Origin of the sequence: Dermacoccus nishinomiyaensis, assembly GCF_900447535.1 — a bacterium.
Taxonomy (GTDB): domain Bacteria; phylum Actinomycetota; class Actinomycetes; order Actinomycetales; family Dermatophilaceae; genus Dermacoccus; species Dermacoccus nishinomiyaensis.
In genome coordinates this window covers 1924792-1940750 of the sequence record NZ_UFXX01000001.1, presented here as the reverse complement: position 1 = coordinate 1940750, position 15959 = coordinate 1924792, and the positions used below count along the sequence as shown (strand labels likewise).

16 protein-coding genes and 1 pseudogene are annotated in these 15959 nt (G+C 69.2%); 5 read left to right on the top strand and 12 right to left on the bottom strand.

What is annotated here, in order from left to right; genetic code table 11:
* Positions 1 to 219 precede the first annotated feature (219 nt).
* The 5 genes from DYE07_RS09030 to DYE07_RS09005 all read right to left on the bottom strand — a co-directional run bounded on the left by DYE07_RS09030 (position 220) and on the right by DYE07_RS09005 (position 5859).
* Positions 220 to 1965 (bottom strand): pyruvate dehydrogenase, encoded by a 1746-nt coding sequence (locus DYE07_RS09030; protein ID WP_115297133.1) that lies wholly within the window; start codon positions 1963 to 1965, stop codon positions 220 to 222.
* 220 nt (positions 1966 to 2185) lie between these two features.
* Positions 2186 to 3247, bottom strand: a complete 1062-nt coding sequence (locus DYE07_RS09025) for a Dyp-type peroxidase (RefSeq protein ID WP_062256377.1) — start codon at positions 3245 to 3247, stop codon at positions 2186 to 2188.
* A gap of 407 nt (positions 3248 to 3654) precedes the next feature.
* Positions 3655 to 4242, bottom strand: a complete 588-nt coding sequence (locus DYE07_RS09020) for a copper resistance CopC family protein (RefSeq protein ID WP_115296803.1) — start codon at positions 4240 to 4242, stop codon at positions 3655 to 3657.
* Positions 4243 to 4268: 26 nt separating this feature from the next.
* Positions 4269 to 4964 carry a copper chaperone PCu(A)C gene (locus DYE07_RS09015; RefSeq protein WP_202775033.1) on the bottom strand — a complete coding sequence of 232 codons (696 nt, stop codon included), beginning with the start codon at positions 4962 to 4964 and terminating at the stop codon, positions 4269 to 4271.
* A gap of 337 nt (positions 4965 to 5301) precedes the next feature.
* Entirely contained in the window at positions 5302 to 5859 is a 558-nt protein-coding gene (locus DYE07_RS09005) for a hypothetical protein (RefSeq protein ID WP_062257234.1), read from the bottom strand.
* Between the two features lie 120 nt (positions 5860 to 5979).
* Between DYE07_RS09005 and DYE07_RS09000 the strand changes: the two are divergent.
* Positions 5980 to 6204, top strand: a pseudogene (locus DYE07_RS09000) (ethanolamine utilization protein); the annotation flags it as partial.
* A 166-nt stretch (positions 6205 to 6370) separates the two neighbouring features.
* On the opposite strand, the gene DYE07_RS08995 reads toward DYE07_RS09000, so the two are convergent.
* From DYE07_RS08995 to DYE07_RS08980, 4 genes are all read right to left on the bottom strand, one after another.
* Positions 6371 to 7450 (bottom strand): NAD(P)/FAD-dependent oxidoreductase, encoded by a 1080-nt coding sequence (locus DYE07_RS08995; protein ID WP_115296802.1) that lies wholly within the window; start codon positions 7448 to 7450, stop codon positions 6371 to 6373.
* Positions 7451 to 7642: 192 nt separating this feature from the next.
* Complete coding sequence (locus DYE07_RS08990) at positions 7643 to 7945, bottom strand: putative quinol monooxygenase (RefSeq protein WP_006945020.1); 303 nt, start codon at positions 7943 to 7945, stop codon at positions 7643 to 7645.
* A complete protein-coding gene (locus DYE07_RS08985; protein WP_115296801.1) occupies positions 7942 to 8511 on the bottom strand; it encodes a type 1 glutamine amidotransferase domain-containing protein in 570 nt (189 codons plus the stop codon). The genes DYE07_RS08990 and DYE07_RS08985 overlap by 4 nt, the downstream gene beginning before the upstream one ends.
* Position 8512: 1 nt before the next feature.
* Positions 8513 to 8692, bottom strand: a complete 180-nt coding sequence (locus tag DYE07_RS08980; protein WP_202775034.1) for a hypothetical protein — start codon at positions 8690 to 8692, stop codon at positions 8513 to 8515.
* 413 nt (positions 8693 to 9105) lie between these two features.
* Here DYE07_RS08980 and DYE07_RS08975 point away from each other — a divergent pair, with 413 nt between their 5' ends.
* The gene (locus DYE07_RS08975; protein WP_115296800.1) at positions 9106 to 9708 is read left to right on the top strand and encodes a dihydrofolate reductase family protein; all 603 of its coding nucleotides are present in this window, start codon (positions 9106 to 9108) and stop codon (positions 9706 to 9708) included.
* 264 nt (positions 9709 to 9972) lie between these two features.
* On the top strand, positions 9973 to 10299 hold the full coding sequence (locus DYE07_RS08970) for a hypothetical protein (RefSeq protein WP_147286912.1): 327 nt from the start codon (positions 9973 to 9975) through the stop codon (positions 10297 to 10299).
* Between the two features lie 98 nt (positions 10300 to 10397).
* Here DYE07_RS08970 and DYE07_RS08965 read toward each other — a convergent pair whose 3' ends face one another.
* Positions 10398 to 11276, bottom strand: coding sequence for an NAD-dependent epimerase/dehydratase family protein (locus DYE07_RS08965; RefSeq protein ID WP_115296798.1), 879 nt, complete (start codon positions 11274 to 11276; stop codon positions 10398 to 10400).
* Between the two features lie 140 nt (positions 11277 to 11416).
* Positions 11417 to 12499, bottom strand: a complete 1083-nt coding sequence (locus tag DYE07_RS08960; protein ID WP_115297130.1) for an FAD-dependent monooxygenase — start codon at positions 12497 to 12499, stop codon at positions 11417 to 11419.
* Between the two features lie 118 nt (positions 12500 to 12617).
* Between DYE07_RS08960 and DYE07_RS08955 the strand changes: the two genes are divergently transcribed.
* Positions 12618 to 13271, top strand: coding sequence for a hypothetical protein (locus DYE07_RS08955; protein WP_083607414.1), 654 nt, complete (start codon positions 12618 to 12620; stop codon positions 13269 to 13271).
* Between the two features lie 79 nt (positions 13272 to 13350).
* Here the strand turns inward: DYE07_RS08955 and DYE07_RS08950 are convergent, their stop codons facing one another.
* Entirely contained in the window at positions 13351 to 14367 is a 1017-nt protein-coding gene (locus DYE07_RS08950; RefSeq protein WP_115296797.1) for a CaiB/BaiF CoA transferase family protein, read from the bottom strand.
* A gap of 147 nt (positions 14368 to 14514) precedes the next feature.
* Between DYE07_RS08950 and DYE07_RS08945 the strand changes: the two genes are divergently transcribed.
* A complete protein-coding gene (locus tag DYE07_RS08945) occupies positions 14515 to 15909 on the top strand; it encodes a purine-cytosine permease family protein (protein ID WP_202775035.1) in 1395 nt (464 codons plus the stop codon).
* Positions 15910 to 15959 lie beyond the last annotated feature (50 nt).

Here is a 15959-nt window from a genome sequence, read left to right as displayed (position 1 = left end):
GGCCAGCCGCTCGCGTCGCGGCGAGCTGCCGGGCCTTGGTTCAACCGTACTTGCCCAGGCCCCATCCAGTGACACTACACCTGTAGTGTCACCCGGAGGAAATCGCAGAACCCAGACAGATTTCGCTTGGCACTCACGCCGTGCGGCGCGCCACAACAGGACGCGACCGCTCTCGTCCTCGGCCTCGCCGCCCGCCTCAGCCGGCGGCGAGGAGCGCCGTCACCAGCTACGCGGGATGTTGCGCAGGTTGGAGCGGCCCATCGCGACGGCCTCGCCCGCACCGCCGTTGAGCACGATGCGCGACATGGCCGTCGCGAACCCGAACACCTGGTCGCTCGTGATCTTCGGCGGGATCGACAGTGCCATCGGGTCGGTGACGATGTCGACGAGGCTCGGGCCCTTGTGCGAGAGCGCCTCGGCGTACGCCTTCTCGAGGTCCTTCGGGTTCTCGACGCGGATGGCGTGCCAGCCCATCGCCTGAGCGATGGCGGCGTAGTTGACCTCGGGCACGTCGACGCCGAAGTCGGGCAGCTTGTCGACGAGCATCTCGAGCTTGACCATGCCGAGCGTCGAGTTGTTGAACACGGCGAGCGTCAGCGGCAGGTCGTAGGCGCGTGCCGTCAGCATGTCGCCCATGAGCATCGACAGGCCGCCGTCACCGCACATCGCGACGACCTGGCGGTCGGGGTGCGCGAACTGGGCGCCGATGGCCTGCGGCAGCGCGTTGGCCATCGAGCCGTGCAGCATCGAGCCGATGAGGCGGCTGCGGCCCGTCGGCTGGATGTAGCGCGCGGACCACACGTTGCACATGCCCGTGTCGGCGGTGACGATCGCGTCGTCCGCGAGGGCCTCGTTGAGCAGCGACGCGGCGTACTCGGGGTGGATGGGGGTGTGCTTCTCCACCTTGCGGGTGTAGGCGCCCACCGCCTTGTCCATGAGCTTCTCGTGCTTCTTGAGCGTCTTGTCGAGGAACTTCGAGTTCTTCTTCTCCTCGACGAGCGGCAGCACGGCGTCGAGAGTCGCCTTGACGTCGCCCTGGATCGGCAGGTCGACGGCCGTGCGGCGGCCGAGCACCTCGGCGCGCGCATCGATCTGCACGGTGCGCGTGTCGGGCAGGAACTGGTCGTACGGGAAGTCGGTGCCGACCATGATCATGAGGTCGGCTTCCTCGATGCCCTCGGCGGCGGCGCCGTAGCCGAGCAGGCCCGTCATGCCGACGTCGAACGGGTTGTCGTACTGCACGAAGTCCTTGCCGCGCAGCGAGTGCCCGACGGGCGCCTTGGCCTTGCTCGCGAGCCGCATGAGTTCGTCGTGTGCCCCGGCGGCACCGGCGCCGGCGAAGATGGCGACCTTCTCCGCCGCGTTGATCTCGGCGGCAAGCTTCTCGACGACTCCGGCCGACGGCACGAGCACGCCCGGCTCGGGCACGGCGACGGGCGTCACGTCGGAGGTGGCGGGCTCGTCGGCGATGTCACCGGGCAGCGTGATGACGGAGACACCCTTGAGCGTGACGGCGTGCTGGATCGCCGCTTGCACGACGCGGGGGCTCTGCACGGGCGTCGAGATGAGCTCGGAGTAGACGCTGCACTCGGTGAAGAGACGGTCGGGGTGGGTCTCCTGGAAGTAGTCCTGCCCGATCTGCGCACTCGGGATGTGGCTCGCGATGGCGAGCACCGGCGCGCCGGAGCGGTTCGCGTCGTAGAGGCCGTTGATGAGGTGCAGGTTGCCCGGGCCGCAGGAGCCCGCGCAGACGGCGAGTTCGCCCGTCACCTGCGCATCGGCGGACGCGGCGAAGGCGGCGACCTCCTCGTGGCGCACGTGGATCCAGTCGATGCCACCCTTCGCGCTGCCGCCGGTGCTGCGCACGGCGTCGACGATGGGGTTGAGGCTGTCTCCGACGATGCCGTAGATGCGGCGCACACCGGCGGCCTGGAGCTGGGAGACGATCTGACCGGCGAGCTTCATCGAGCTGACTCCTCCGGCGGCACCTGCCGCCTCGTTCGTGAACATGCTTTGATTTCAGTCAACTACGCGCGGCAGATCCCGTCAACGAGTTTGCGATGTGAACTCTGGCATCCGCCACCGACAACCCCGTCATTCCGCGATTTTCGACACCTTGCGGCACCTGTCGACGTGACGAAAGAGGCATTCGCAGGCACCCTGCCGACAAGGTGCACGCAGCGCGTCACGCCTCGACGATGTTCTGGCCCAGGTATCTCCCCGGACGCGGGGCGCTCGGCAGCAGGTACACACCGGAGCCTATGGGCGTCGTCCAGGTGTTGAGGAGGTCGGCCTCGGCGAGGCGGCGCTGGATCGGCACGAACTGCGCGGCCACGTCGGCGCAGAACGCGACGAAGATCAACCCGCGGTCGCTCGTGCCGTCGGCGCGCGCGTCCTCGTAGTTATAGGGGCGGCGCAGGATGCGCTCCCCCGTCTTCGCCGGCCGCGCCCGCGGCACGTGCGCCGCCGGGTTGATGACGCTGAGGCCGAGCTCGTCGGTCTTCTCCAAGTCGATCGGGTCGTGCGGTGACGCGCCCGTCAGCGGGGCACCGTTCGTCAGCCGCCTGCCGATCGCGTTCTCCTGGGAGGCACGATCGAGGGTCTGCCACACGTCGACGTCCATGCGGATACGGCGGATCACCATGCCGGTGACGCCCTCCATCCACGGCGCGGCGGTGGTGGCGGCGTTCCACACGCGGTCGGCCTCGTTGCCGTCGACGTTCGGCTGCTCCTGCCCGTCGAGCTGGCCGAACAGGTTGCGCGTGACACCTGCATCGCTCGGGCGCGCGCCGGCGTGGAAACCGCGCTGCTGCCAGCGCGGCGTCGCGATGCCCTTGAGCGCGCTGAAGAGTTGCGTCGCCGCGTGACTCACCCCGACGGGGTTGGCCGCGTCGATCTGGATGACGAGATCCGTCTGATCCCAAGGCTTCTCGAACCGATCGATCGGCATCGTGGGGATCGGCGCGAGCCACGACGGAGCCTTCGCCCTCATGCCGCGCAGCGTGAACACGCGCGGCCCGAGGCCGACGGCGATCGCGACGCCGCCGGCATCGAACGCGAGTTCATGCGCGACGTCGGGCAGCGGCGTCGACCCCGCGACGAAGCGCGACGCGGTGTCGTCGACGACGACGAGCGCACGACGCAGGTCGTCCTTCATCGCATCGCGCGCGAGGTCGAGGCCGATCCAGTGCGCGTGCGTGCCGGGCTGCGTCGTCACACCCGACTGACGCGGCGCACCGCTCGGCACGTGCCAGCGCGCCGGATGCGCCGACGCGCTGGCACGCGCGCCCTGAGGGGCCGAGGCACTCGAGGATCCCGAACCTACCGCCCCAGAACCTGGCCCCGCCCCTGAGGCCGACGCTCCCGACCCCGCGCGATCGCACGCCGCGAGCGCAACGGCACCGAGGCTCGCGAACGACCCGGCGATCACTCCCCGCCGCGAGGCCCCGCCCCCATCGGCGATTCCTGTCCCCTTCTGCGATTTTCGTCCACCTTCGCGCGCCGCCCCGGCCGTCGCCGCCGCTGGGCCGGCTGGGCACTGCGGATCCACGCGTGACGGACCATCACCTGAACCCTCCTCGTCCTGACCGCGGCCTGCGCGGGGCACCTCCGTCGAGGCACCCCGCGCATCGTCACGACGCTGACGGCGAAGGCTCACTGGCCGCGACGGCGCCGCGCCATGAGCGCGACTCCGATGCCGACCACCACGACGACACCCGCCACCGCGGCGATGACGTTCCACGCGGCGCTGCCGTCAGCGTCCTGGTGCGCCTCCGCCGCGGGCGACGGAGCGGGCGAGTCGAACCTCGTCGTGGCCGTCGCGCGCGGTGACGGCGACGCGGCGCCGCCCGAGGACGACGCTGCCGTCGACGGCGCCGCAGTGCTTGCAGTGCCGCCCTTCAGCGTGAACGTGTACGACCCGCTGATGGGGTGACCGTCGCTGGAGACGACGCGCCACGTCACGGTGTACGCGCCGTCACCGTGGCCCGCGAACGGGGCGCTGACGGTGCTGCCGTCCACCTTCGGCGTGGCCTTCGACGTCGATCCGTCCGGTGCCTTGACGGAGATCTGGTTGCCGACGGCGAGCGGCTTCTCGGCGAACGCCAGCTCGAGCGATGACGGCGCGCTCGTCACCGTCGCGCCGTTCTTCGGCGTCGTGCCGGTCAGTTCGTCGTGGGCTGATGCGGCGGGCGCGAACGCGATCGTCGTGGCGAGCGCGAGGGCGGCATAGGTCTTCTTCATCGTGGGAGCCTTTCGGGCCGTCAGGGTCAGTGGGAGGGGGTGGTCGACATGCCGGGCATGGTCGAGCCGGCCGACTGCGAACCCATGCCGCTCGAGTGGGCGTCGCCGGAGTGGCTCGCCTCCGACGAGTGCTGCGCATGGCCGGAGCCCGCGTACTTCTCCTTCGCACCGTCATAGGCGCGTACGGGGAAGCTGACGTCGGTGTGCGAGCCGTCCTCGAACGTCACGGTGAGCTTCTGCGTCTCGCCTGCCTTGAGCGCGTGCGAGAGATTCATGAACATGAGGTGGCTGCTGCCCGGCTTGAGCTCGAGCGAGCCGCCGGCGGGCACGGTGAAGGACTTCGTCTCCTTCATCTCCATGCCCGTCGCGGTCTTCTGCGTGACGTGCAACTGCACCGGCCCGGCGTCACCGCGAGCGCCGGTGACGACGATGGGCTTCGTCCCGGTGTTCTTCAGCGTGCCGAACGCGGCGCTCATGCCCGAATCGGCGGCCTTCGCCCAGGTGTCTGACGGCGTGATGCGCGACGCCATCGTGGCGTCGGCGCTCGACGTGGCTGACGTCGACGTGACCGGCGCCGACGATGCGGCGCTCTTGGAGTCTCCCGAGGTGCCCGAATCGTCCGACGAGCAGGCGGTGAGCGCTGCCGGCGTGGCGAGCGTCAGAAGGGCGACGGCCGTCAGGCGGCGGGTGCGGCGGGTGGCGGACGTGATGGTCATGTTCATGGTGAGGTCTTTCGTTCTGGGTGCGACGTGGCGTCGCGGCGGCTCTCACGGCCTGGGGAGTCGGTGGCGTCGCCGATGGATGCGACGAACGCTGCGGTGATTTCACGGCTGCCGGAAAACGCAGGACGCGCGGGGCGCCCGGGCCGCTCGATGCGCGACGGGGTGACGCCGACGTGGCGCGCGGCCACGGGCTGCTCATGCCGTCGTGCGCTCGTCAGGCCCCCTGACACCAGGGCTCACCGCACCGGCACGATGCGGACGCTCGGTCGACAGCAGTGAGGCGCATGTCGACAGCCCTGATGGCCAGGCCCGTGAGAGAGGGAAAAGATCCCGAGGATCAGTGCGAGAGAACGAAACTCACCGGTGGGGCGCGGCTGGCCCGCGGGGCGTGCAGCGTCACCAGGCGGGGCGCACGAATGTCGTCGAACACCGTGCAGGCCGTCGGAAATTCACCGAACGGCGCGAGCTGAATCTGCGGCACGAGGACGCGGATCGTCCAGGCGAGCGCCCTCTCGCCGTACGCGAGGAGCGCGGCGAACAGCCATGTCATGCCGATATGGCTCGCGGCCATCGTCGCGCTCGTGCCGTCGGCGCTGACGTCGGCGGCGCTCGCGTGGTGCGGCATCGTCATCGAGGCGGGCATGAGCGTCGACATCGCCGCGTGCAGCGCGAGCTGCGCGACTGCCATGACGCCGACGAGCTGCGCGAAACTCCAGCGTCGCGTGCTCACCGCGTGCATGATCGGCGTGCCGATCACCGTCATGCAGATGAGCAGCAGCACCGGTGCGCGATGCCCGCCACCGGCGACGTGCGCGGCGCCCGCCGAGCACGCCGTCAGGGCAGCGACGAGCAGGCTGCGCACCCAGCGCACCTGCTGTTTCTGCCCGAGCTCCACCCAGTCAGTCTACGAGCAGCACCCAGCGCGCCCGCCCAGCCACGCTGTGAGGCCGGGTACACCGCGTCCTCGGCGAGCGTGCATGCGAGCCGCGAAACCGGTGCTCCTACGAGCCAGGACGAACCGCTGCTCGATGCGCGCAACACGCTCGTCGCCGCAGAGCTGGACATGCGCGTCGTCGCGGTGGCCGATCACGTGATCGATCTTGGACCCGGCGCGGGCGACGCCGGCGGGACCGTGGTTGCAGGTGGTACGCCCGCCTACGTCGCGGACAAGGGCGTCGGTGCTTCCGCGGGCTACCTTGCCGCCGCACTGCAGGCAGCCACCAACGTGACCTCAATGTGACGAGTGTGTCGCTGCGCGATCTGAACATCGCACAGCGACACACTCGACGAGGTCGTAGTCTCAGGCGGGGAGCTTAGAGGGCCGGGACATCCACCTTCTCGATCGTGGGTTCGCTGAACAGTTTGCCGGCCAGAATCGCGGGTCCCCCGCGATTGGGGGACACGCCCTAGCTCTGGGCCTCGCCGAGGCGCGCTTCGGGCGTGAGCTCGGCGCGGACACCGCCGCCGGTCGCAGCCTGGGCAAGAGCGCGACCCAGCGCAGGTGCCTGCTTGAACAAATTGTGACCAGCCACAAACAGGACAGAGTCTGCCTCCCACACGGCCACGCCGTCCTCACTCCACGGGAGGTCGGTCACCCAGCAGTGAAGGAAGTCGCGCGGCTCTGGGTGGAGACCGGGCAGCGCCCGTGTCACGTATTCGCGTGCGCGTTCATCCAGCGATCGAATCGCCGCCGGGTCGATGAAAGTTCCGTCGTCGCGGACGCCGACGGTGTCGCTGAGCCCGACCGAATAGTTTCTGTTGCCCGGTAGCGGCGTCGCGTAGACGCCGACTTCACCGAAGACGCCGCTGCTGTCCTGCAGGCACGCGACTCGTGCCGGGGCGGCGGCTTTCACGTCGAAGGTCAACCTGACGTGTGCGGCAAGGCGAACCGGCAGCGACAGGCCGACGCTGCGTGCCAGGCGGGTGGTTTCGCGGCCGGCGCACACGACCACCTTGGAGTAGACAGCCCGGTCGGTGACGCTGCGCACCTCGACCGTCCCGTCGGCGCGGGGATCGATGGAGATGACCTCACCGGTGGTGACCGCATCGGCGAGGGCACCCGTGAGTGCCTTGATCGCGGCTCGGGTGCGGATCGCGCCGCCCGACTCGTCGAGCACCGCTGGCCCCGAGTACCCAGCGAGCAGCGGCATCCGCTGGGCGACCTCGGCCGCGTCGATCTCGCGCGCTTCCACGCCGCCGACCTGGTCGAGCACCCGCAGCCGCGCCAGGGCGCTGTCTCCGATCGCCAGGACACCGTCTGATGAGACCAGCTCGACGTCGAAGTGTTCGGCCCACTCATCCCATATGCCGCGGCTTTCGCGCGCGAAGGCGACGAGTCGCGGGTCGTCGTGGGCATGCCGGAAGATCCGCGACTCGCCTGCGGACTGACCCGTCCCGGGCACACCAGCCTCGTACAAGCGCACCGGCACGCCCTGCTCCCGCAGCGCGTACGCCGTCGACAGACCGACGATCCCGCCCCCGATCACCGCTACCTCGGGTGAACGCGTCGTGGCAACGCCGTCGTCAGTTCCTGTCATCGCGGTTCCCCGATCTGTTGGTGATTAGCGATAGGCCGCAAGAGAAGGGGTCGCTGTCACAACGTCAGCGGGCTGCGTAAGCCCGAAGTCACCGTGCGCAGCGACCCCTCCTCTCTGGGCCAGTACTCCCGGTCTGTGGTGTCAGGCGGGGAGTTTGGAGCCCAGGACGTCCAATTTCTCGATCGTCGGCTCGCTGAACAGCTTGCCGGTCTGCTCGCCGAGAGCGGCAGCGACTGCACCGGACAGGTGCGCGTCGCGGCCGGCGTCATCCGGGAACACGTCGAAGATCCCGAATGAGGACGGGCCGAGACGGATCGCGAACCAAGCGATGGTGGCCGGTTCCTCCTCGACGAGCCCTCGCCCGATGCCGAGAAATTCCTGGACCTCGTCTTCCTTGCCGGGCAGGGCCTCCAGCCTGACAAGCAGACCCTTCGTCACGCTCATGACGTCACCTCTTCCTGGGTCGAATTGCTCGCAAATTTCGCCACGATCGTATCGCAGAACGCAGGCAGGTCTTCGGGTGATCGGCTGGTGATCAGGTTCCCGTCGACCACGACATCCTGGTCAATGACCTCCGCACCGGCGTTGCGCAGATCCGTGCGGATGCTCGGGAAGGATGTCAAGGTGCGACCTCCGACCACGCCAGCCTCGATCAACGTCCAGGGCCCGTGACAGATCGCCGCCACGGGCTTGCCACTCTCGACGAAGTCGCGGACGAAGGAAACGGCGTCCTTGTCGACCCGGAGCTGGTCGGGGTTCACCGTGCCGCCGGGAAGCAGCAGGGCGTCGTAATCGCCCGCCGAGGCGTCGGTGACCAACCCGTCGACGGTGAACGTGCCCGCTTCATCCAGGTCGTTCTTACGGGCCTTGATCTCGCCGTCGTGGATCGAGAGGACCTCGGTCTGAGCGCCGGCCCGATCCAGTGCTTCGCGGGGTTGTTCGAGCTCAACGCGTTCTACTCCGTCGGCGGCGAGGATCGCGACCCTCTTGCCCTGAAGATCTGCTGCCATCTCAGTTTTCCTTCTTTCCGTTTGACATGCCGGCCTTGATGAGAGCCTTGGTCCAACCCTTGGACCTGGCGTCGAAGTTCTTGTAGGCATCGGCGGCTCGGTCCAGCGAGATTTCGTGAGAGACGATCCAAGAAGGGGTTGCCTTGCCGGCCGCGAAGGAGGTCGGCCCCTCGTACACCACTGCTTTCGTGTCTATTCCGATCCGACTGTGTCGCTCGATGTCTTTCTGGCAAGGCCTCTCCGACGCCGCCCCATAGACAGCGAACGCCCCCCGGACGCACGTGTCAAGGGGCTCGCCTCGAGTAGTGCGTCGTGGGTAGCGGAACGATGCGCCGACTTTTTCGGCAATCACGAGGCGGCTCCGCCGTAGACGATCGGGACGACGGTCGGCCGGTGCACGGCCGCCGCCCTCGGCGCTCGAAACGTGTCGGTAGGCCATTCCGAGAAGCCGCATGTCCCAAAGTGCGCATCCGAGAGGATTCCCTGCCGGCTGCGCCACCCTCTCGTCATGTATGTCGACTCTCAGCTCATGAGTGCGCGCAGCCCGGGTGCCATGCTTGAGCACGTCCGCCGACCTCGGCCGAAAGGCCCGTCATGCGCCCGATCGTCATCACCGAGTTCATCAGCCTCGACGGCGTCGTCGAAGCCCCCGGCGGGGGCAACCACGAGCACGCGGGCTGGACGTTCGAGGACGTCGAGTTCGACCCCGCCGCCTACGAGATCAAGGGCCGCGAACAACAGGACGCCGCAGCGCTCCTGCTCGGCCGCGTGAGCTTCGAGGAGTTCGCGCCCGTCTGGCCGTCGATGGACGAATTCGCGACCTACAACGCACTCCCCAAGTTCGTCGTGTCGACGTCACTGACGCAGGACGCCGTCACCGCCTCCGGGTGGGCATACTCGCACCTGCTGACAACGCTCGACGACGTGCGCAAGCTGCGCGACGGCGCCCACGGCGACGGTTCGCGCTTCAGCGACGTCACCGACGGCCCCGTCCTCGTCCACGGCTCGCCCACGCTCGCCGTCTCGCTCGCGAGCGCGGGCCTCGTCGACCGCTACACCCTCCTCACGTTCCCCGTCATCCTCGGCGGCGGCAAGCGGCTGTTCGCCGATGACGGCATCAAGACGCGCCTGACGCTCGTGGAGAGCCAGCAGTTCGCCAACGGCATCAACCTCGCGGTGTTCGACGTGGCACGCTGACCCCTCTTCCGCCCACCGGCCCGGCGGCGCATACCTGACGAAGGGCGCACCCCCCACCGCCCGCCATCGTCGTCTGCGGCCGTTGCCCGCCAGCCTCCCCCGGCAGCTCTTCGAACCGAGGCAGCATGCCGCGTCATGCCGAAAAACAGCCCCTTGTCCGCCCCAACCTACCGGCCCTAAGGGAAAAAATGACCCAAAGGGTGAAGCTGTTCATCCGAAAGACGCGCCCCCTTTACGTGAGCTCCGACACAGGAGATGGTCAGCATGGCGTCCTTCACACCAGGCGTCGATCGGTGGTTGCGTCACGTGGGCGCGTCCATCATCGCGGCAGGCGCCCTCTTCAGCGCCCCCTTCGTCCTGTGGGCTCTCGCGTACAAGACGTACACCTACGCCGAAACCGGGCACTGGTACGCCTGGGGCGCGCCGACTCAGATCGGCGTGTGCAACCGGATCATCTCCTACGCGCTCGTCGTGCTCAGCGTCATCGGCATCACCTTCCTCGGCGCCGGGCACGTCATGGCTCTTGTCCGCCGACGGCGCGCCGCAGCCCCCCGGAGCCACTCACCGATCATCGGCGCCACACGCCGCTGACGGCGTCGCTCACAGCCGCACCGCTTCTCTCGCGTCGCCGCCGACCGCGTCAGGATGACGCGCTGCGCAGATGACTCAGGCATGACGCGTCGCGCGAGTCACGAATGACGCACGCCGTCGCCGTCCAGCACGGCGGCGTAGCCCTCGCGATACGTCGGGAAGTCGAACGCGAACCCCGTGCGCCGCAGTCGCGAGTTGTCGAGTCGACGGCTCGCACTCCACTCCCCGCGCCACGACGGGTCGGCGTCGGCATCCAGGCGTTCGGCCAGGTACGTGGCAACCTCACCCGCCGACGCGGGCGCGTCATCGGTGACGAGATACAGCGCGTCGGGCTCCGCCGTCATCGTCAGCAGGTGCGTGATCGCGCGCGCCAGATCGTCACGATGCACGCGATGCGTCGTCCGTGACGGATCGCCGACGTCGCCCTCGCTCACCCGGTTGACGAACCATTCGCGACCCGGGCCGTAGATGCCGCTCGGGCGCACGACGATGCCCCGCGTCGACGCGGGAAGCGCTGCGAGAAAAAGCTGTTCGGCCCCGGCGAGCACACGGGCCGTCGGCGTCTGCGGAGCGGGCGGCGTGTTCTCGTCGACGAGACCGCCGGACGAGCAGACCGCCGTCGACGACACGAACAGGGCCCGCTCGGGCGCCCAACCCAGCGCGGCGATCGCCGCGAGCGCAGTACCCGTGGCCTCGACGAACGTCGCCCGATAGGCCTCCTCGTCGCGCGCGTCGGGCGTGAGGCAGACGACGACACGTTGCGGCCCACGCTCCCAGCCGCCGCGCTTCGTCAACGGTTCGAGCGCCGCGCGCACCGCGTCGACGCCCGCGCCGAGGTCGCAGGAGATGCCCGTCAGCGGCTCGGGCACGCGATCGGCGTGGCGTCGCAGCGCGACGACGTCATCGCCCGCGCGCGCCAGGTCGAACCCGATCTGCGTGCCCAGATCGCCGGCGCCGAACAAGAGAGAAGTAGCCATGCCCCCATCCTGCACGTCTCTGCCCCGACGATCTGCGTGCAAGTGCACCCGGGTGCATCTGGACGCAGATGGGGTGGCCCAACTCAAACACCTCCTGCGCCCAAGTGCACCCGGCGCATTTGGGCGCAGGAGGGGAGGGGCTACCCCCAGCCCGTCGCGACGGCCATGACGGCCGACGCGCCCAGCCGCGCGGCCTGCGTCACCGGCCATCGCCGACGCTGCCAGCGGCCCAGGCCGCCGTCGGCGTTCAGCACCCGGGCGAGCGTCACTGCGTCGATGATGGCGTCGCTCGCGCCACGCGCGAGGTTCGGCAGCGACCCGTGCGCCGCGTCACCGATGACGACGAAGCGGCCCTGCACATAGCGACGCATCGGCGGGGCGACCCACAACCGCGTCGCGACGGTCGTGTCGTCGGCTGCGGCCAGCGCTGCCCGGACGGTGGGTGCCGCACCCGCGAAACGTCGTCTCGCCTCGTCGACGACCGCCATGACGTCGAGCTGCTCCGGCGCATACGCCCCACGCATCACGCCGACCCCGTGATCGGACGTGTCGCCCTGCGCCGACGCCATCGCGTGCGCGGTGAACCAATACCTGCCACCGCTCACCGGAGCGTCGCCGAAAAGCCTTCCCGCACCCCAGAACTCGCGTGCAAACGGGTTCGTTCCGTCGAGACCCTCGAGCGCGGGCGCGATACCGCGCAACGTAACCCAGGGCGTCGCACGTCGTTCGGCACGCCGAGGGTCGACGATGCCCCTCACCCGCGAGCGCACGCCGTCGGCACCGACGACGACGTCGGCGTCCAGTTCGCGAGGATCGTCGACGCGATGCGCGACGGGCGCGGGCGCCACCGCCCGCAACGCCACCATGAGATGCTCGCGCCGAACCTGCGCGACGGGTGGCGCGGGCGCCCGCAACAGCCGTCGCCCCGTCATCGTGTGCAGGTCGACTCGCTCGCACCTGCGAACCACTCCAACTCCAGATGACACACCGACTCCGCGGGCCCTACCGGGCGCAGCGCCGCTCACACCGTGCCCGCCGCCGAGCTGCACCCCCAGCTCTGCAAGCGCGCGCAGAGCGTCAGGCCACAACCCGAGGGCCGCGCCCGTCCGACGATCGGGTTGCGCCTCATGGACGGTGACGTCGAAACGCGCCGGGTCGAGCGCCGCGGCCAAGGTCAGTCCTGCGACTCCACCGCCGACGACGGCCACGCGACGAACCACCATGTCTCCCAGCGTAGGACCCCGGCATATGTCGGGGGGACGGGGATCACACCCACCTGGACGCAACCCATAGATTCTCCATGCGTCTGCCCCTACGACATCCCCGCCGAAAGGAACACCGATGCGTTTCACTCGCACCACCACCGCCACCGTCGCGGCCCTGTCGCTCACCGCTCTCACGGCGTGCGGCTCGGACTCGTCCAACTCCGCCTCCTCCGCGACGAGCGCCGCCTCCGGCGCAGCCGCGAGCGCGACGTCCTCCGTCTCCGGCGACGCCAGCTCCAACTCGAGCGCCAGCGGCTCGGGCGAGGCATCGTCGTCCGCGTCGTCCTCGTCGAGCGCCAAGCCGATCGACTGCCCGACCGAGAACACGCGCAAGTTCGCCAAGACGCGCTTCGCGACGGACATCGGCCTGACGGCCGGCACATTCCACCGCTACCTGTGGAAGCCCTACAAGGCCGGCACGTTCCAGAAGGGCGCCGACGGCCGCACGAAGGCCCTGATCAAGGGTGGCGCGACCGCCGCACTCGACCTCAAGCTGCTCGACAACGCCGTCAAGAACGCCCAGGCCAACCCGACGCTGTGCAAGACGATCGCGCAGCCGCTCGGCACCGCCGTCGAGAGCGTCAAGAACATGAAGGGCGACCTCACCTCGGGCAACTTCGCCTCGATCATGGCCGCCAACACGGCGCTGTCACAGATCATGTCCGGCTCGCAGCAGCAGGGCATCAAGATCGACGAGACGACGGACGAGTCGAAGCAGAACGAAGGCTGACCTCCCCCGTCCACGCGAGACCCCGCTGCACCGGCGTACCTGGTGCGGCGGGGTCCCGTGTCTTCGGATGCCGGCACCCTCAGTCGCTTCCACCGAACCGCGGCGCGGGAGCGGGCATCGTCACGCCGTCGACGTCGACGAACGCCTCGCGCCCCACGGCATGCGGGTGATGCGGTGCTTCCCAGGGTGTGAGGACGGGCGTGACGCACGCATCGGTGCCGTCGAACAGCTGCGCCCACTCGTCACGCGTCTTCGTCGCGAACGTCGCCGTCAGCACCTCACGCCAGCGCGACCATCCCGTGGCGTCGGTCTGCGCGGGCAGCGTCGTGGCGTCGAGGCCGAGCCCGTCGACGAGGGCCGCGAAGAACTGTGGTTCGAGCGCTCCGACGGCGACGTGCCGGCCGTCCGCACACGTGTACGTGTCGTAGAACGGTGCGCCGCCGTCGAGCAGGTTCGTGCCGGGTTCGCCGCCCCACAACCCCACGGCGTGCAGGCCGCGCAGGAACGTCGAGTACAGCGACGCGCCGTCGACCATCGCGACGTCGAGCACCTGCCCCCGACCCGTCGTCGCCCGTGCGACGAGGGCCGCGAGGACGCCATTGGCAAGCAGCATGCCACCACCGGCGAAGTCGGCGAGCACGTTCGTCGGCGGATTCGGACGCTCACCGGGTCGCGCGAGCGGGTGCAGCATGCCCGACAACGCGAGGTAGTTGATGTCGTGCCCCGCCGTCTGCGCGAGCGGGCCGCGCTGACCCCACCCCGTCATGCGCACGTAGACGAGTCGCGGGTTGAGAGCGAGCAGGTCGTCGGGGCCAACGCCGAGGCGCTCGGCGACCCCGGGACGGTAGGCCTCGACGAAAACGTCTGCCGCTGAGGCGAGTTCGCGGACGGCGGCGAGTCCGTCAGGCGTCTTGAGGTCAGCCACGATCGTCGTCTTGCCCCGATCGAGCGCCGCCGTCGGAACGTCGAGCGCACCCGAACCTGGACGTTCGACACGGGTCACGTGAGCGCCGAGATCGGCGAGCATCATGCAGCCGAACGGTGCGGGCGCCAGGCTCGCGAGTTCGACGACCGTCACTGCCTCGAGGGGTTTCATGGCTTCTCCTGACCTTCGCTGGTGACGCCATCATCGCGCGCCGCAGGAGGCGCACGCGTAGTTCGGCGACCACTCGATGCGATCGGCCTCTAAGGTTCCATCGGGTCGGAATGTTCCCGTCCCACGATTCGAGGAGACACTCAGCCCGTGAGCACCGCTTCCCCCACGTCGCACTCCCCCGCGCAGGACGCCCCCGACCTGCTCGACACCCACGACGTCCCCCGCACCCTCGACGAGGGTCACGCGCCGCGCAACCTCGGCCTGCTCGACCAGCTCGGCATGTGGGCGAACCTCGGCATGAGCCTGCTCGCGTTCGCGGGCGCGCTCGTCGTACTGCAGCCGATGGGCGCGCCGGGCATGGGCGTCGGCGCGGCGCTCAGCGCACTCGTCGTCGGGACGCTCGTCGGCACAGCCGGCGTCTCGGCGATGGCGCTCGCGTCGTCGCAGCAGGGGCAGCCGGCGATGGTGATGCTGCGCGGCCTGTTCGGTGGGCGTCTGTCGTACGTGCCGAGCGTGCTCAACATGGTGCAGCTCGTCGGCTGGGGAACGTTCGAGATGGTGACGACGGCGTTCGCCGTCAAGACGCTCTGGGACGTGCCGAGCTGGCCCGTCATCGGCGTCATCGGGCTCGTGACGATCACGCTGGCGATCTACCCGTTGCACTGGGTCAAGGTGCTGCGCAAGTACGTGACGGTGGCGGTGATCGTCGTGCTCGTCTATCTCGCAACGCAATTGGCGACGCGTGACCTGCCCGCCTACCACGGCCACGGCTGGGACGGCTGGATGATCGCCGTCGATGCGATCATCGGGCTGTGCGTGTCGTGGGTGCCCGTCGCGGGCGACTACGCGCGCCACTCGACGTCGCACCGCGCCGCCGTCATCGGCAGCTATGTCGGGTACAGCGTCACGCAGATCGCGGTGTACTGCATCGGCATGGTGGCGCTCGTCATCGCCGGTGGTGACGGTGACAAGGTGTTCTCGATCTTCCTCGGCATCACCGGCGGCACACTGTGTTTCTGGGTGCTGACGCTGCGCGAGATCGACGCGTGCTTCGTCGACGTGTACTCGCCGACCGTGTCGGCGCAGAACATGCTGCCGCGCGTCGATCGTCGCCTCATCTCGACGGCGCTCGGCGTCATCTCGATGGTGCTCGCGTGGAGCATCGACATCTACGGTTTCGCAACGTTCCTCTCACTCATCGGCTCGGTTTTCGCGCCCCTGCTCGGGGGGTTCCTCGTCGACTACTACGCGTTCGGCGGGCGTCGGCGCTGGAACACGTCGGTCGACGCCCCGGGTCGCCCACTGATGCTGTTGCCGTGGCTCGCCGGGTTCGCGATGTACCAGCTCATCTCCCCGGGCGAACTCGGCTGGTGGTCACGGATGTGGCACGACATCGCGGGCACCCTGCACTTCACGGCACCGAGCTGGATGAGCGCGAGCCTGACGTCGTTCCTCACCGCGGTCGTGCTGACGGCTGTCGTCGACGGGGTGACGCGACGCGGCGCTGAGGCGAACACAACGGTCCAGGGCGTGTCCCGTTGAACGCCGCCGCCTGGGCGCTGCTCGCGTCCGCGCCGCGTGAGCGTTCCGGA

Excerpts from the sequence above, each read along its gene's own strand:
- DYE07_RS09015 (WP_202775033.1), bottom strand. The coding sequence starts at position 4,964 with ATGAACATGACCATCACGTCCGCCACCCGCCGCACCCGCCGCCTGACG.
- DYE07_RS08955 (WP_083607414.1), top strand. The coding sequence starts at position 12,618 with ATGCGTTTCACTCGCACCACCACCGCCACCGTCGCGGCCCTGTCGCTC.
- DYE07_RS09020 (WP_115296803.1), bottom strand. The coding sequence starts at position 4,242 with ATGAAGAAGACCTATGCCGCCCTCGCGCTCGCCACGACGATCGCGTTC.
- DYE07_RS08990 (WP_006945020.1), bottom strand. The coding sequence starts at position 7,945 with ATGAGCGTGACGAAGGGTCTGCTTGTCAGGCTGGAGGCCCTGCCCGGC.
- DYE07_RS08950 (WP_115296797.1), bottom strand. The coding sequence starts at position 14,367 with ATGAAACCCCTCGAGGCAGTGACGGTCGTCGAACTCGCGAGCCTGGCG.
- DYE07_RS08965 (WP_115296798.1), bottom strand. The coding sequence starts at position 11,276 with ATGGCTACTTCTCTCTTGTTCGGCGCCGGCGATCTGGGCACGCAGATC.
- DYE07_RS08985 (WP_115296801.1), bottom strand. The coding sequence starts at position 8,511 with ATGGCAGCAGATCTTCAGGGCAAGAGGGTCGCGATCCTCGCCGCCGAC.
- DYE07_RS08970 (WP_147286912.1), top strand. The coding sequence starts at position 9,973 with ATGGCGTCCTTCACACCAGGCGTCGATCGGTGGTTGCGTCACGTGGGC.
- DYE07_RS08975 (WP_115296800.1), top strand. The coding sequence starts at position 9,106 with ATGCGCCCGATCGTCATCACCGAGTTCATCAGCCTCGACGGCGTCGTC.
- DYE07_RS09030 (WP_115297133.1), bottom strand. The coding sequence starts at position 1,965 with ATGAAGCTCGCCGGTCAGATCGTCTCCCAGCTCCAGGCCGCCGGTGTG.
- DYE07_RS08960 (WP_115297130.1), bottom strand. The coding sequence starts at position 12,499 with ATGGTGGTTCGTCGCGTGGCCGTCGTCGGCGGTGGAGTCGCAGGACTG.